This is a genomic window from Kocuria rosea (assembly GCF_006094695.1).
Lineage (GTDB): Bacteria > Actinomycetota > Actinomycetes > Actinomycetales > Micrococcaceae > Kocuria > Kocuria rosea.
The window spans coordinates 3709340-3723644 of the sequence record NZ_CP035103.1 but is presented as its reverse complement, the minus strand read 5'-3'; the positions used below and the strand labels follow the sequence as shown (position 1 = coordinate 3723644).

The window sequence follows — 14305 nt, the reverse complement described above, 5'->3', positions numbered from 1 at the left end:
CGCCGTCGTTTCCGGCGCCGCACTTGCATACCTAGCGCTGCTAGGGTGCAATGCGTAGCACACCTAGGTATCAGGAGGCGCAGTGCGCATCGACAAGGACCTGGTCGCCGCCTCGGCCACCCCGCTCGTGCTGGGGATCCTGGCGGACGGCGACCTGTACGGCTACGCGATCCTCAAGCGCGTCAGCGAGCTCTCCGGCGGCTCCATGCAGTGGACCGACGGCATGCTCTACCCGCTGCTGCACCGGCTCGAGCGCCTCGGCCACGTGTCCTCCTCGTGGGGCACGTCCGAGGCCGGGCGCCGGCGCAAGCACTACGCGATCACGACCTCGGGCCGGGCCGCGCTCGCCGACCGGCAGGAGCAGTGGACGGTCGTGGCCGACGCGCTGCGGCAGGTGTGGCAGGCCGCTCAGCAGCCGCCCGCCACGACCGAGCGGTGGGCGTGATGGAGCTGCACGCGGAGCAGGAGGCCCAGATCGGGCGGTGGCGCGGCTGGGTCCAGCGCCGCCAGGCGATCTCCCCGGCCGACGTGGACGAGCTCGAGGACCACCTGCGCGAACAGGTCGCCGACCTGCGGGCCACCGGGCTCGACGACGACGAGGCCTTCCTCGTCGCGATCAAGCGCATGGGCAATCTCGACGCCGTCTCGCACGAGTTCGCCCGCGAGCACTCCGAGCGGCTGTGGAAGCAGCTCGTGCTCCTCCCGGAGGACGCCGAGGACGCCGGCGCGCCGCCGTGGCGGGAGCTGGGCATCGTCCTGGCGCTCGCGGTCGGGGCCGGGCTGGCGGTCAAGGCCGGCACCGCCTGGCTCGGCGACGAGGCGGTGCTGGCGCGCAACCTCGGCCTGCTCGTCCTCCCCTTCCTCGCCGGCTACTTCGCGTGGAAGCGCCGGCTCACCGCGCGCGTGGTGGCGGCGCTGCTCGTCCCGTTCGCGCTGCTGGCGGTGGTGCTCAACGTCTATCCGTTCGTCCCCGGCGGGTCCACCGAGCTGCTCGCCGCCCTGCACGCCCCGGTGGTCCTGTGGCTGTTGGCCGGGATCGCCTACACGGGCGGGAGGTGGCGCTCCGACAGCCGGCGGATGGACTTCGTCCGCTTCACCGGCGAGCTCGTGATCTACTACACGCTCCTGGCCCTGGGCGGGGCGGTACTGGTCGGGCTCACGTTCGGGGCCCTGCAGGTCCTCGGGATCGACCTGGAGCCGGTGCTGGAGGACTGGATCCTGCCGTTCGCCGTGCCCGGCGCCCTCGTGGTGGCCGCGTGGCTGGTCGAGGCCAAGCAGAACGTCGTGGAGAACATCGCCCCGGTCCTCACCCGGGTGTTCACGCCCCTGACGATCCTGATGCTGCTGTCCCTCCTGGTGGTGCTCACGGCGGCCGGCGGGCTCGTCGACGTCGACCGCGGGCTGCTGATCCTGATGGACGCGATCCTCGTGCTGGTCCTGGCGCTGCTGCTCTACTCGATCTCCGCCCGGGACCCGCTCGAGCCTCCCGGCCTCTTCGACGGCCTGCAGCTGGTGCTCGTCGTCGCGGCGCTGGCGGTGGACGCGGTGATGCTGACCGCCATGCTGACCCGGATCGCCGAGTTCGGCTCGAGCCCCAACAAGATCGCCGCGCTCGGGCTGAACCTGCTGCTGCTGGTGCACCTGGTGCGGGCCGCGTGGCTGAGCGCCGGGTGCCTGCGGGGACGCCGGCCGTTCGTGGAGCTCGAGCGCTGGCAGACGCGCTACCTGCCGGTCTACGGCGTGTGGGCCGCGGTCGTGGTGGTGGTCTTCCCGCTGGTCTTCGCCTTCGCCTGACCGGCGGGCTGCCTGACCAGCGGGCTCCGGGTTCGCACCGCGGGGCGGCTGCTGCGGGCGGAAAGGGGCCTGCGCGTCCCGGTGGCAGGGGAGTCGCCCCCCGACGACTGACCAGATGGTCCGAGGCCCGCTGCCACCAGGACGGCGGCATCATGATCGTCGTCGTGCCGGCGGCCTTGCGGCCGGTCGTCCCGACGCGATCCTCACGCGGCGGCTCAGCCCCCCGGCTGATCACCTGCGTGATGCATCAACACTAACACCGGCCTACTACCTGATCGATTCGCATTCTGTCCACAGTTGCGCCGACTTGCCCCGGAGCCCAACCCCGCACCTGACGGCCTGCTGGTCCTCCGGTCCTGCGGTGGGAGCGACCGGTGCTCAAGCGCTCGTGCGCACGACGAGCTCCGGGGGGAGCCGGACGCTCTCCACGTCCCGGCCGTCGAGAACGTCCATCAGCATCTCGAAGCCCTGCCGGCCGATGCTGTGCATGGGGGAGCGCACGGTGGTGAGCCCCACGCTGCCAGCCAGCGGCGTGTCGTTGAACCCGACGAGGGCCATGTCCTCCGGGACCGTGACCCCCTCCCGGGCGAACACGCCGAGCGCACCGATCGCCGCGAAGTCGTTGACCGCGAACACCGCCTCGGGCAGCGGCCCGACGGCCAGGATCCGGGCGGCGGCCGCGCTGCCGGCCGGGGCGTCGAAGCCGCCGGGGACCACCCGTGCCGGGTCCACCCCGAGGCCGTGCCCGGCGAGCGCGTCCAGGAAGCCGGCGCAGCGGTCGATCGAGGTCGAGGCCCGCGGATTGCCCGCGATGAGCCCGAAGGTCCTCCGGCCGGACGCGACGAGGTGCTCCGCGACCATCCGTCCCCCGGCGTAGTCGTCGCAGGTCACGGACCGGTGCCCCGGGGACCGCCGGCTCACCAGCGTGAAGGCCACGCCGCGCTCGGCGAGCTCGTCCAGGAAGGGGTCCTCGAACAGGGCGTCGCCGAAGATCAGGCCGTCGGCACGGCGGTCCAGCAGCTTCTCCGCCTTGGCGCGGTGGGCGGCGGCGTCGTCCAGGGAGTTGGAGACCACGGTGAAGTAGCCGTGCTCGGAGGCGGCCTCGTCGATGCCCTCGTACATCGTGGCCAGGACGTAGTCCTGCAGGCGGGGCACGACGACCCCGATCATGTGCGACTTGGCCGTGCGCAGCGACGCGGCGTAGGGGTTCTTGCGGTAGCCGCGCTCCTCCGCGAGCGCGAAGATCCGCTCCGTGGTGTCCGGCGAGGCCCACTTGGAGCCGAGGCCCTTGGGGTCGTTGAGCACCCGGGAGACCGTGGAGGGATTGAGGCCCAGCTCGGCCGCCAGGGCCTTCAGCGTGACCGCCGGTCGTGCGCCCATGTCCACCTCCTCGCGGCTGTTTCCACACAGTAACGGACGTTAAATTCTCGTGAATGTGTTGCGCATCACTCTAGAGGCGCTCTATGGTCGATCCCAACATCGTACGCAATCGATTGCGGCATTCGTTTGCATAGACCGTTGACGCTCCCGCGGAGCGGGACGACCCCACGGAAGGGAGGCGGCACGTGACACACATCCAGCTGCTCGGCACGGGGGGCACCATCGCGTCCCGGGGCGGCGGGTCCACGGGCTCCGTGGCCACGGACACGGCGGCCGACCTGTCCCGCAACCGGTACGGCGAGCTCACCGTCTCCGCCCGGGACGTCCTCACCACGGGCAGCTACCGGCTCACCCTGGGGGAGCTGCGGGCGATCGCCGAGGCGGCCCGGGACGCGCTGGCCGATCCGGCCAACGACGGCGTGGTGGTCACCCACGGGACCGACACCCTGGAGGAGACGGCGTTCCTGCTGGACCTGGTGCACGGCTCCCCGAAGAGCGTGGTGCTCACCGGCGCCCAGCAGCCGGCCGACAGCCCGGCCCCGGACGGCCCCCGCAACGTCGAGGAGGCGGTGCTGGCCGCCGCCTCGCCCGAGCTGCGGGGCAGCGGCGTGCTGATCTCCTTCGACGGGACGGTCCGCTCCGCCCGCGGCGCCCGGAAGGCGCACACCACCGCGAGCAGCCCCTTCCAGGGTGGCGCCGAGGTGGCGCACATGGCCGGGTCCGGGCTCGTCGTCACGGCCAGGCCGGTCCGCCGGGATCCGCTGCCGCTGCCGCCGGCGGCCTTCGACAGCACCAGGGTCGAGATCATCACGGCCCACACCGGCGCCACCCCGGACCTCTTCGACTTCGCCGTGCGCTCCGGCGCGCAGGCCGTGGTCCTCGCCGGATCGGGCGTCGGCAACGCGGGCCCCGGCTTCGCGGAGTCGGTGGCCCGTGCGGCCGGGGCCGGCTGCGCCGTGGTGCTCAGCACCCGTGCCCCGTGGGGACCCGTCGTCCCGCTCTACGGCAACGGCGGGGGCACCGACCTCGTGGCGGCCGGCGCCGTCCCCTCCGGGGACCTCAACCCGCTCCAGGCGCGCATCCTCGCCGCCCTCCTGCTCTCCCTGGGGACCTCGGCCGCCGAGTTCCCCGGGGCCTTCACCGCCCACCTCTAGAACACCACCCACCACCAGAGGAGACATCATGTCCAAGAAGATCTACGTGTCCGTCGGCATCGACGTCGACGCCGTCGGCGGCTGGCTCGGCTCCTACGGCGGCGAGGACTCCCCGGGCGACATCTCCCGCGGCCTCTTCGCCGGCGAGGTCGGCGTGCCGCGGCTGCTCCAGCTCGCCCAGCGCCGCGAGATGCCCGTGACCTGGTTCTGGCCCGGCCACTCCGTGGAGACGTTCCCGAAGGAGTTCGACGCGGTCGTCGCCGCCGGTCACGAGATCGGCGTCCACGGCTACAGCCACGAGAACCCCATCGCGATGACCCGCGAGCAGGAGACCGAGATCCTCGACTACTGCACCGACCTCATCGAGCGGCGCTCCGGGAAGAAGCCCGTCGGCTACGTGGCGCCCTGGTGGGAGTTCTCCGGGGTGACCAACGAGATCCTGCTCGATCGCGGCTTCCTCTACGACCACTCGCTCATGCACGACGACCACACCCCGTACTACGTGCGCGTCGGGGACACCTGGACCAAGATCGACTACGAGGCGGCCTCGGCCAAGGAGTGGATGAAGCCCCTGGTGCGCGGCGAGGAGACCGACCTCATCGAGATCCCCGCCTCGTGGTACCTGGACGACCTCCCGCCGATGATGTTCATCAAGTCCAGCCCGAACAGCCACGGCTTCGTGTCCCCGCGGGACATCGAGCAGCTGTGGAAGGACCAGTTCGACTGGGTCTACCGCGAGATGGACTACGCCGTCTTCCCCCTCACGATCCACCCCGACGTCTGCGGCCGCCCGCAGAACCTGCTGATGCTCGAGCGCCTCTTCGACCACATCCAGGGTCACGACGGCGTGGAGTTCGCGTTCATGGAGGACGTCGCCCGCGACTTCGCCGCCCGCAGTCCCCGCACCTCCGCCTGATCCCACCGGCACGAAGGAACATCGCCATGTCCGCTCTGCGCTCGAACCCGACGCCCTCCGGCGTCGAGCCCTGGAACGTGCCCATCACCCCGAAGGTGGTCAAGCAGGTCTCGATCGTCTGCTTCATCGCCTGGGTGGCCTCCGTCTACGACTTCACCCTCTTCGGCACGCTGCTCCCCGTGATCGCCGAGGACTTCGGCTGGTCGGTGGCCGAGTCCACCGCGATCAACACCTACGCCACGATCGGCGTGTTCCTCGTGGCCCTGGCCGTGGGCACGATCATCGACAAGATGGGCCGCAAGAAGGCGCTCATCGTGCTCATGCTCGGCGGCGCCGTGGCGTCCGGTCTCACCGGCGCCGCCATCGGCGCCGCGAGCCTGGTCATCATCCGCTCCTTCTCCGGCTTCTCCATGTCCGAGGAGGTCGTCAACGCGGTCTACCTCAACGAGATCTACAAGGAGGCCAAGAGCCGCGGCCTCATGTACTCGCTCGTCCAGGGCGGCTGGCCGGTCGGCGCGCTGGTCTCCGCGGGACTGTCGGCCCTGACGCTCCCGCTCATCGGCTGGCGCTGGAGCTTCGTCGTCGCCGCGGTGCTGTCCCTGATCGTCGTCGGCCTGGCCCTGCGCCTGCCGGAGTCCCCGACCTTCGCCGCGATGAAGGAGGTCCGGCGGCGCCGGGCCGCCGGCGACACCGCCGGTGCCCACGCGCTGGCCGACGAGCACGACCTCGAGGAGGCGGCCCACCACGCCACCGGCGTGAAGGACGTCTTCACCCCGGAGCTGCGTCGGCACACGACCTGCCTGTCCCTGGCGTGGTTCTTCAACTGGTTCGGCATCCAGGTGTTCTCCGTCCTGGGCACCACCATCCTGGTCGAGGCCAAGGGCGTCTCCTTCGACAACGCCCTCATCATCCTGGTGCTCTCCAACGCGGTGGGCTTCGTGGGCTACGTCTTCCACGGCTGGCTGGGCGACAAGATCGGCCGCAAGCCGACCGTGGTCCTCGGCTGGATCGCCGGCGGCATCGTCAGCCTGGCGATGCTGCTGGGCCCGGGCACCTCCGGCTACATCATCCCGCTGTACGCCATGACGCTGTTCTTCCTCACCGGCCCGTACGCGGCGCTGCTGTTCTACATGGGCGAGTCCTTCCCGCCACAGGTGCGCGGCATGGGGGCGAACGTGGCCCACGTGATGGCGCCGCTCGGCGGCATCGCCGGCTCCGGGCTGCTCACCATCCTGCTGACCGCAGGGGTGGACACGGCCACGGCGGCGATCATCACCGGCTCCGGCGGGCTGATCCTCTCGGCGCTGTGCATGGCCGGGACCCGCACCCTGAAGGACGCCCACCTGAAGACCACGGTGATCGCATGATCCGCGACGACGGACTCGAGGGAAAGGTCGCCGTCATCTCCGGCGGCGGCAGCGGGATCGGCCGGGCGCTGGCGGTCGCCTACGCCCGGGCCGGGGCGCACAGCGTCATCGGCTACCTTCCCTCGGACCCCCACGACGCGACGGATACCGTCCGCGCCGTGGAGGCCGCGGGCGGGCGCTGCACGGCCGTCCCCATGGACGTGCGCAGCTTCGAGGACACCGAGGAGCTCGCCCAGGCCGCGCTCGACGAGTTCGGCCGGCTGGACATCTCGGTGGCCGCGGCCGGCATCCTGCGCCGTGCCGCGCTCGCGGACATGACCGACCAGGCGTGGGACGACATGATGGCCGTCGACCTCTCCGGGGTGATGCGCGTCTTCCGCTCCTGCAGCACGCGGATGACCCGCGGCGGGGCGATGGTGGCGACGTCGTCGATCGCCGGCGGCGTCTACGGGTGGGAGGAGCACAGCCACTACGCGGCGGCGAAGTCCGGGCTCATCGGCCTGTGCCGCTCGCTGGCCGTGGAGCTCGCCCCCCGGAAGATCCGGGTCAACGCCGTCATCCCGGGGCTGATCGAGAGCCCCCAGTCCCTGGACCCGGTGAACTCGCTGGGCCGCGAGGGCCTCGACGCCGCGGGCTCGATCATCCCGTGGGGCCGCGTGGGCAACGTCGACGAGGCCGCGCGCACCATCCGCTTCCTCACCGGCGACGACTCGGCCTACGTCACGGGCCAGCAGCTGATCGTCGACGGCGGGCTCACCGTCCGCTGGCCGAGCTGAGCCCACCAGGAAAGGCAGACATGGAACAGCAACTGACCGGAAAGGTCGCCGTCGTCACCGGCGGCGGCAGCGGCATCGGCGCGGCGATCGCCCTGCTCTTCGCCCGGGAGGGCGCGGACGTGGCCGTGCTGGACCGCGACGAGCAGCACGCGGCGGCCGTCGCGGAGGAGAGCGGCAGCTTCGGCGGGCGCACCACGGCGATCGCCGTGGACGTCACCGACGGCGAGGCGGTGCAGCAGGCGATGGCACGGGTCGTCGAGGAGCTCGGCGGGATCGACGTCCTCGTCAGCGCCGCCGGCATCCTCGACGAGACGCCGCTGCTGGAGATGACCGAGGCGACGTTCGACAAGGTCCTGGCCGTGGACCTCAAGGGCGTCTTCCTGGCCGCGCGCTGGGCCGCGCCGCACATGGTGGAGCGCGGCGGCGGGCGGATCATCAACATCGCCTCCCAGCTGGGCATCAAGGGCGGCACCGGCCTGACGCACTACGTGGCGGCCAAGGCCGGGGTGATCGGCATGACGAAGGCCATGGCGCTGGAGCTCGCCGAGCACCGCATCCTCGTCAACTCGATCGCGCCCGGTCCGGTCGTGACACCGCTGATCGAGGGACTGTCCGAGGAGTGGAAGGCCGCCAAGCAAGCCGAGCTGCCCATCGGCCGCTTCGGCCAGGCCCACGAGGTGGCGCCCACCGCGCTGCTGCTGGCCTCCTCGCCCGGCGGCGACCTCTACACCGGCCAGACGCTGGGCCCCAACAGCGGCGACGTGATGCCGTAGCCGGCCCGGGAGGAGATGCCACCATGTGCGCAGGATGCCCCGGAGGGCGTGCGGTCTCGAAGGTGACCGCCTACATCAACCTCAACGGGATGAAGCAGGCCGTCCTCGCGGAGCTGCGGCGCAGCGTGGGGCGCCGCGCGAGGATCACCGTGCTCGGCGACCGGTGGGTGCTGGGCTCCCGCACGGGCGCCCAGCAGGTCTTCCCCGACGTCGAGACGCTGGCGGACGCCCTGGTCGACCAGCACCTGGTCGACCGGCGCCTGCTGCCGGACGACGGCGGCGCGGAGTTCGAGCGGATCCTCGCCGCCGGGACCCACAGCGCCCCGCCCCTGGACGCGGGGCGGCTCGTGCGGGCGCTTCTCCTCAGCGCCGACACCGTGTGAGGCTGTCAGAGGCACCCGCCGACCGAACCACCCCTGAACGACTGTCGAAGGAGACGCACATGCCGGAACTCGACCCCCTCTGGTCCCCCCTGCAGATCGGTCCCGCCGCACTGGAGAACCGCGTGGCGCTGGCGCCGATGACCCGGATCAGCGCCACGGAGGAGGGCCACGCCACCGAGCGCATGGTCTCCTACTACGAGGCCTTCGCCCGCGGCGGCTTCGGGCTGCTGATCACCGAGGGGATCTACCCCGACGCCGCCCACGGGCAGGGCTACCTGTACCAGCCCGGGATCGCCACCGACGACCAGGCCCGGGCGTGGGCCGAGGTGGTCGGCGCCGTCCACGCCGCCGGCGCGAAGATCTTCGCCCAGCTCATGCACGCGGGGTCCCAGGCCCAGGGCAACCGGTTCGTCGACTCCACGATCGGACCCTCCGCGGTGGCCCCCAAGGGCGAGCAGCTGGGCTTCTACCGCGGTGAGGGCCCGTACCCCGTGCCCGCGGAGATCACGGCGGAGCAGATGGCGGAGGTCCGGCAGGCGTTCGTGGACGCCGCGCTGCGCGCCCGTGACGCCGAGTTCGACGGCGTCGAGATCCACGGCGCCAACGGGTACCTGCTCGACCAGTTCCTCACCGACTACCTCAACCTCCGGACCGACGAGTACGGAGGATCGCCGGAGAACCGGGTGCGGTTCGCCGCCGAGGTCTGCCGGGCCGTGCGCGACGCCGTGGGGCCGGACCTGGCGGTGGGGATCCGCATCTCCCAGGCCAAGGTCAGCGACCACGACCACCGGTGGAGCGGCGGGCCCGACGAGGCCGAGGTGATCTTCTCGACCCTGGCCGCCACCGGGATCGACTTCGTCCACACCACCGAGTACCGGGCGACCGCCCCGGCGTTCGGCGACGAGGGGCCCTCGCTCGCGGCGCTGGCCAAGCAGCACTCGGGTCTGCCGGTGATCGCCAACGGGCACCTGGACGACCCGGAGACGGCCGTGTCCATGCTGGCGGACGGCACGGCCGACGTGGTCGCCCTGGGCAAGGCGGCGCTGGCCAACCGGGACTGGCCGCAGCGGGTGCGCAGCGGCCGGCCGCTCGCCGAGCTCGACGGCAGCCTGCTCGCGCCCCTGGCCGACGTCAAGGACTGGGAGCTGGAGCTCTCCTGAGCGGACGCACCGCGGCGGGCGGTGCCGGTGCGGCACCACCCGCCGCGGGCCGCGAGCCCCGGCCGCTCACAGCGCCCAGATCTCCTCCAGCCGCTCGGCCCGCTCGTGCCGCGCCTGCAGGGCCTCCTCCATGGACACCGCGCGGAACCGGGTGGCCGTGCCCGGGGCGGCGCGGGCCAGCAGGTCCATGTCCGCGGAGATCACGGTGCCCACCATGGCGTAGCCCCCGCCCGAGACCGCGTCCCGGTGCAGCACGATCGGCTGGGTGCCGCCGGGGACCTGGATGGAGCCCACGGCGTAGCCGGCGTCCACGATGTTGGAGGGGTCCGAGCCCGCCCCGAACGGCTGCCGGCGCTGGATCCACTCCACGCCGGGGCCCTCGAAGCGCAGGCCCATCCGGTCCGCCACGGGGGTGAGCTTCCACTCCTCCTCGACCAGCCGGCGCCGGCCCTCGTCGGTGAGCAGGTGGTCGTAGAGGCCCCACATGATCCGCAGCTCCAGCGACCTCCCGAAGCCCGGGCGGAGCCGCTCCGGGATCTCCTCGACCTCGGGCAGCAGGCCGGTGGGCTCGCCCACCGGCACCACGTCCCCGGCCTCCAGCTTCCGGCCGTCCAGTCCGCCCAGCCGCCCGATCGCGTAGGTGGAGCGCGAGCCGAGCACCTCCGGCACGGCGATGCCGCCGCGGACGGCCAGGTAGAACCGGGCGCCGCCGCGGAGCACGCCGAACTTCACGGCGTCCCCCGCCGCCAGCTCGATCCGCCGCCACGACGGGCGCTCCTCGCCGTTGACCAGCACGGGGAGGTCCGCGCCGGTCACGGCGATCGTCGTCGGGGCGTCCACGGTGAAGGCGGGGCCCGTGTAGGTGCACTCGAGCACGGCCTCGACCGCGGTGTTGCCGACCAGCTTGTTCGCCGCCTGCGCGGACTCCTGGTCCATGGCCCCGCCCTGCGGGATGCCCACGTGGTAGTACCCGATCCGTCCCTGGTCCTGGACGGTGGTCAGCAGTCCGGGCTGCTCAATCGTCAGCGCCATCGAGGGCCTCCAGAAGGGTGCGGTTGTAGCTGTCGGGATCGGCGAGCGCGGCTTCGACGTCGAGGGTCACGGGCGCCTGCCGGTACCGCCAGGTGCCGTCCTCGACCTGCTGCTGGATGGAGCGGTACTCGGCCTCGTCGACCGGCCGGAACTTCACGAGGTCCCCGGGCCGGAACAGGATGAGGAAGTCCCGGAAGTCGCGCAGGTGCTGCTCGGGGTCGTAGATGGGGGCGGCGGCGATGCCGAACATCTGGTAGCCGCCGGCGCCGCGCACCGAGTAGATGCACGCGAAGCACCCGCCGTGGCCCACGGTCAGCGGGGGAGTGTCGGTGCGGGGGCTGAGGTACTTGGGCACCTCGAGCTGCCGGTCCCTCGGCACGAGCTGGTACATGAACGGCAGCCCGGCCACGAAGCCCACCATGGACACCAGCCACGGGGACTCGTGGTGGCGGCGGATGAACTCGGCGGCGTCCGCGAGGCCGTTGACCTTCGCGGCGTAGTCGAGGTCGGTGCCGGAGGGGTCCTGGTGGTAGCCCTCGCGGAAGCGGGCCACGACCTCGGCGGTGTAGGGGTCCTGGTACCAGACCGGGACCTCGATGATCCGGGTCTCGGCGGTGTACTGCGTGGACTCGCGGGCCTGCCCCTCGAGCTCCTGGGTGCGGCGCTTGAGGTCCTCGGCCCGGATCACGTCCGGGTCGAAGCGCACCAGCAGGGACGCGTTGGCGGGGCAGACGTCCACCACGCCGGGCAGGTCCAGGGCGGAGAGGCCGTGCGCCACGGTGGTGGCCAGGTAGTTGGCGGTGAGGTTCATGGCCTCGTCGAACTCCACGAACAGGAACTCGTCACCGCCCCACGTGTACCGGGCGGTGGGCAGGTACAGGGTCTCGGTCATGGTGCGCTCCCCTCACTGGGAATGTCGCCGGGCTCGTCGCCGGGCTCGTCGCTGGGTGCGCCGCCGGCCCGGCCGGTCAGCAGCTCGGTCTCGATCCAGGTGGTGTGGTGCGCCACGGCCGCGAACTCCGGGTCCAGCACGAGCCGCCGCAGCAGCGGCACCGTGGTCCTGATCCCCTCCACGTGCGTGGCGACAAGGGCCGCGCCCATCCGCTGCACGGCCGTCTCCCGGTCCTCGGCGTGCACGATCAGCTTGGCCAGCAGCGAGTCGTAGTACGGGGCCACGGTGTCGCCGTTGCGCACGCCGGAGTCCACGCGGTACTCGGACCCCTCCGGCCAGTCGAGGCGGTTGATCGTGCCCGGGCTCGGCATGAACCCCTTCTCCGGGTCCTCGGCGTTGATCCGGCACTCCACGGAGTGCCCGGCGAAGGAGATGTCCTCCTGCCGCAGCTCCGTGCGCCCGGTCGAGGCGATCGTGAGCTGCTCGGCGACCAGGTCCACGCCCGTGACGAACTCCGTGACCGGGTGCTCCACCTGCAGGCGGGTGTTCATCTCGATGAACGCCGCCTCGTGCCGGACGGGGTCGTAGAGGTACTCGACCGTGCCCACCCCGGTGTAGGAGCACAGCCGGGCCAGGTTCACGGCGGAGTCCCGGATGCGCTCGCGGACCTCGTCCGGCAGGTCCGGGGCGGGGGCCTCCTCCACGATCTTCTGGGAGCGGCGCTGCAGGGAGCAGTCTCGGTCGCCCAGGTGCAGGAAGGTCTGCCCGTCGCCGAGGACCTGGACCTCCACGTGCCGGGCCCGCTCCACGAACCGCTCCAGGTACACGGTGGGGTCCCCGAAGCTCGCCCCGGCCTCGGACCGGGCGGTGTCGACGGTCCGCAGGAGGTCCTCCTCGGCGCGGACCAGGCGGATGCCGCGCCCGCCGCCACCGGCCGAGGCCTTGATGACGAGCGGGTAGCCGACCTCCCGGGCCAGCGCCAGGACGGCGTCGTCGTCGCCCTCCAGGGGCCCGTTGGACCCGGCGAGGACGGGCACCCCGGCGGCGATCGCGGCCTCCAGGGCCCGGGTCTTGTGGCCCATGAGGTCGATGACGTCGGGGGCGGGGCCCACCCACGTCAGCCCCGCTTCCTGGACGCGCCGGGCGAACGCGGCGTTCTCGGAGAGGAAGCCGTAGCCGGGGTGCACGGCGTCGCACCCGTGCTCCAGGGCCGCGGCCACGAGCGCCTCCGCGTTCAGGTAGGACTTCTGGGCCGGGGCGGGGCCCACCACGGCCACGGCGCCGGCGAGCTCCGCCGCCATGGAGTCCTGGTCCACCTCGCTCACGGCCAGCACGGTGCGCAGGCCCATCTGCTGCGCCGAGCGCAGGATCCGGACCGCGATCTCGCCCCGGTTGGCCACCAGGAGCGTGGAGATCGGCACGGCTCAGCTCTCCGCGACGACGGCGATGACGTCCCCCGGGTTGACCATGTCGCCGTCCTCCACCTCGAAGGCCTGGATCGTGCCGGCGGCGTCCGACTGGACCTCCGAGAACTGCTTCATCACCTCGATGAGACCGATGACCTGGCCGGCCTCGACCGGGTCGCCGTCCCGGACGAACGGGTCCTTGTCGGGTGAGGGGCGGCGGTAGAAGACACCGGGGAGCGGGGACTGGATCTCGGTCATGGTGCGGGTCCTTTCGGTCGGGTGGGGAGACGTGGGGTCGGCGGGCACCGGGTCCGGGTCGGAAGGCCGGGACGACGGCGGCCGGGCGGGTCAGGTGCCCGTCGCCGCGTGGGCGTCGATCGCCGCGCGGACGGCGCGGGCCACCGCGGGCGCCCCCGGGGCGTCGGAGTGCACGCAGACCGACTCGAAGCGCATCGGCAGCTCCGTGCCGTCCTCGGCCCGCACGACCCCCTCGGCCAGGGCCTGCGCCACCCGGTCCGCGGCGGCGCGCGGGTCGGTGGCGTGGGGCGTGCGCTGGATGATCAGCCCGCCCTCGGCGTTGTAGTCGAGGTCCACGTAGAGCTCGGCCACGAACGGCACGCCGCGCTCGGCGCACACGGACTCGTGGGCGGTGCCGGCCATGCCGAGCACGGGCACGCGGTAGTCGGCGGCCACCGCCGCCACCGCCTCCATGAGCGCCGGGTCCTTGGCGACCATCCCGTAGAGCGAGCCGTGCGGCTTGAGGTGGTGCAGGTCCGCCCCGTGCTGGAGCAGGAAGCCGGTGAGGGCGCCCACCTGGTAGCGGACCAGGGACTCGACCTCCTCCGGGGCGAGCACCATGGCGCGGCGGCCGAAGCCCCACTGGTCGGGCAGGGAGGGGTGGGCGCCGATCGCGACGTCGTGGGCCACGGCGGCGGCCACGGTGGCGGACATGATGTCCGGGTCCCCGGCGTGGAAGCCACAGGCGACGTTGGCGAGGTCCACGACCTGCAGCAGCTCCGGGTCGTTGCCGAAGCGGTGCAGGCCGATCCCCTCGCCCATGTCCGAGTTGACGGTGGGCCGGGTGCGGGTCTCAGGTGTGGCCATGGTCACAGCCTATGGACGCGACGCGCCCGTGGGAACGGCCTCGGGGCGATCCCCCGGCGATCTCGGGGTGTCCGCGGGGGCAGTGGGGCCCGTCACTGTGCTTTTCCCCGAACACCTGTAGAGTCATCACCAGTTGTTGAAGTTTCGTTCTTGCAGTTCAAGCAGTTC

Annotated in this window: 15 protein-coding genes; 9 read left to right on the top strand and 6 right to left on the bottom strand. The window is 72.2% G+C overall.

Features of this window, described 5'->3' with window-relative positions; genetic code table 11:
- Positions 1-82 precede the first annotated feature (82 nt).
- Positions 83-445 carry a PadR family transcriptional regulator gene (locus EQG70_RS16970; protein WP_109268417.1) on the top strand — a complete coding sequence of 121 codons (363 nt, stop codon included), beginning with the start codon at positions 83-85 and terminating at the stop codon, positions 443-445.
- Entirely contained in the window at positions 445-1794 is a 1350-nt protein-coding gene (locus EQG70_RS16965; protein ID WP_109268469.1) for a permease prefix domain 1-containing protein, read from the top strand. Before EQG70_RS16970 ends, EQG70_RS16965 begins: the two co-directional genes overlap by 1 nt.
- 378 nt (positions 1795-2172) lie before the next feature.
- On the opposite strand, the gene EQG70_RS16960 is transcribed toward EQG70_RS16965, so the two are convergent.
- Positions 2173-3174, bottom strand: a complete 1002-nt coding sequence (locus EQG70_RS16960; protein WP_017834879.1) for a LacI family DNA-binding transcriptional regulator — start codon at positions 3172-3174, stop codon at positions 2173-2175.
- 185 nt (positions 3175-3359) lie between these two features.
- Between EQG70_RS16960 and EQG70_RS16955 the strand changes: the two genes are divergently transcribed.
- The 7 genes from EQG70_RS16955 (at position 3360) to EQG70_RS16925 (ending at position 9703) form a co-directional block, all read left to right on the top strand.
- Positions 3360-4328: an asparaginase gene (locus EQG70_RS16955; protein ID WP_109268416.1), complete on the top strand. Its 969-nt coding sequence runs from the start codon at positions 3360-3362 to the stop codon at positions 4326-4328.
- A gap of 28 nt (positions 4329-4356) precedes the next feature.
- Positions 4357-5244, top strand: a complete 888-nt coding sequence (locus tag EQG70_RS16950; RefSeq protein WP_109268415.1) for a polysaccharide deacetylase family protein — start codon at positions 4357-4359, stop codon at positions 5242-5244.
- Positions 5245-5270: 26 nt separating this feature from the next.
- Positions 5271-6611: an MFS transporter gene (locus EQG70_RS16945; protein WP_109268414.1), complete on the top strand. Its 1341-nt coding sequence runs from the start codon at positions 5271-5273 to the stop codon at positions 6609-6611.
- A complete protein-coding gene (locus EQG70_RS16940; RefSeq protein WP_095650179.1) occupies positions 6608-7387 on the top strand; it encodes an SDR family NAD(P)-dependent oxidoreductase in 780 nt (259 codons plus the stop codon). Before EQG70_RS16945 ends, EQG70_RS16940 begins: the two co-directional genes overlap by 4 nt.
- A gap of 20 nt (positions 7388-7407) precedes the next feature.
- The gene (locus EQG70_RS16935) at positions 7408-8160 is read left to right on the top strand and encodes an SDR family NAD(P)-dependent oxidoreductase (RefSeq protein WP_035923584.1); all 753 of its coding nucleotides are present in this window, start codon (positions 7408-7410) and stop codon (positions 8158-8160) included.
- Between the two features lie 62 nt (positions 8161-8222).
- Positions 8223-8543 carry a hypothetical protein gene (locus EQG70_RS16930; protein WP_109268413.1) on the top strand — a complete coding sequence of 107 codons (321 nt, stop codon included), beginning with the start codon at positions 8223-8225 and terminating at the stop codon, positions 8541-8543.
- 59 nt (positions 8544-8602) lie between these two features.
- Positions 8603-9703, top strand: a complete 1101-nt coding sequence (locus EQG70_RS16925) for an oxidoreductase (protein WP_109268412.1) — start codon at positions 8603-8605, stop codon at positions 9701-9703.
- A gap of 66 nt (positions 9704-9769) precedes the next feature.
- Here the strand turns inward: EQG70_RS16925 and EQG70_RS16920 are convergent, their stop codons facing one another.
- The 5 genes from EQG70_RS16920 to EQG70_RS16900 form a co-directional block, all read right to left on the bottom strand.
- Positions 9770-10735, bottom strand: coding sequence for a 5-oxoprolinase subunit C family protein (locus EQG70_RS16920; RefSeq protein ID WP_109268411.1), 966 nt, complete (start codon positions 10733-10735; stop codon positions 9770-9772).
- Positions 10719-11627, bottom strand: a complete 909-nt coding sequence (locus tag EQG70_RS16915; protein WP_109268468.1) for a 5-oxoprolinase subunit B family protein — start codon at positions 11625-11627, stop codon at positions 10719-10721. The genes EQG70_RS16920 and EQG70_RS16915 overlap by 17 nt, the downstream gene beginning before the upstream one ends.
- Positions 11624-13048 (bottom strand): acetyl-CoA carboxylase biotin carboxylase subunit, encoded by a 1425-nt coding sequence (locus EQG70_RS16910; RefSeq protein WP_109268410.1) that lies wholly within the window; start codon positions 13046-13048, stop codon positions 11624-11626. The genes EQG70_RS16915 and EQG70_RS16910 overlap by 4 nt, the downstream gene beginning before the upstream one ends.
- Positions 13049-13051: 3 nt before the next feature.
- Positions 13052-13291 (bottom strand): acetyl-CoA carboxylase, encoded by a 240-nt coding sequence (locus EQG70_RS16905; RefSeq protein WP_017834473.1) that lies wholly within the window; start codon positions 13289-13291, stop codon positions 13052-13054.
- A 90-nt stretch (positions 13292-13381) separates the two neighbouring features.
- On the bottom strand, positions 13382-14137 hold the full coding sequence (locus tag EQG70_RS16900) for a 5-oxoprolinase subunit PxpA (RefSeq protein ID WP_167508926.1): 756 nt from the start codon (positions 14135-14137) through the stop codon (positions 13382-13384).
- Positions 14138-14305 lie beyond the last annotated feature (168 nt).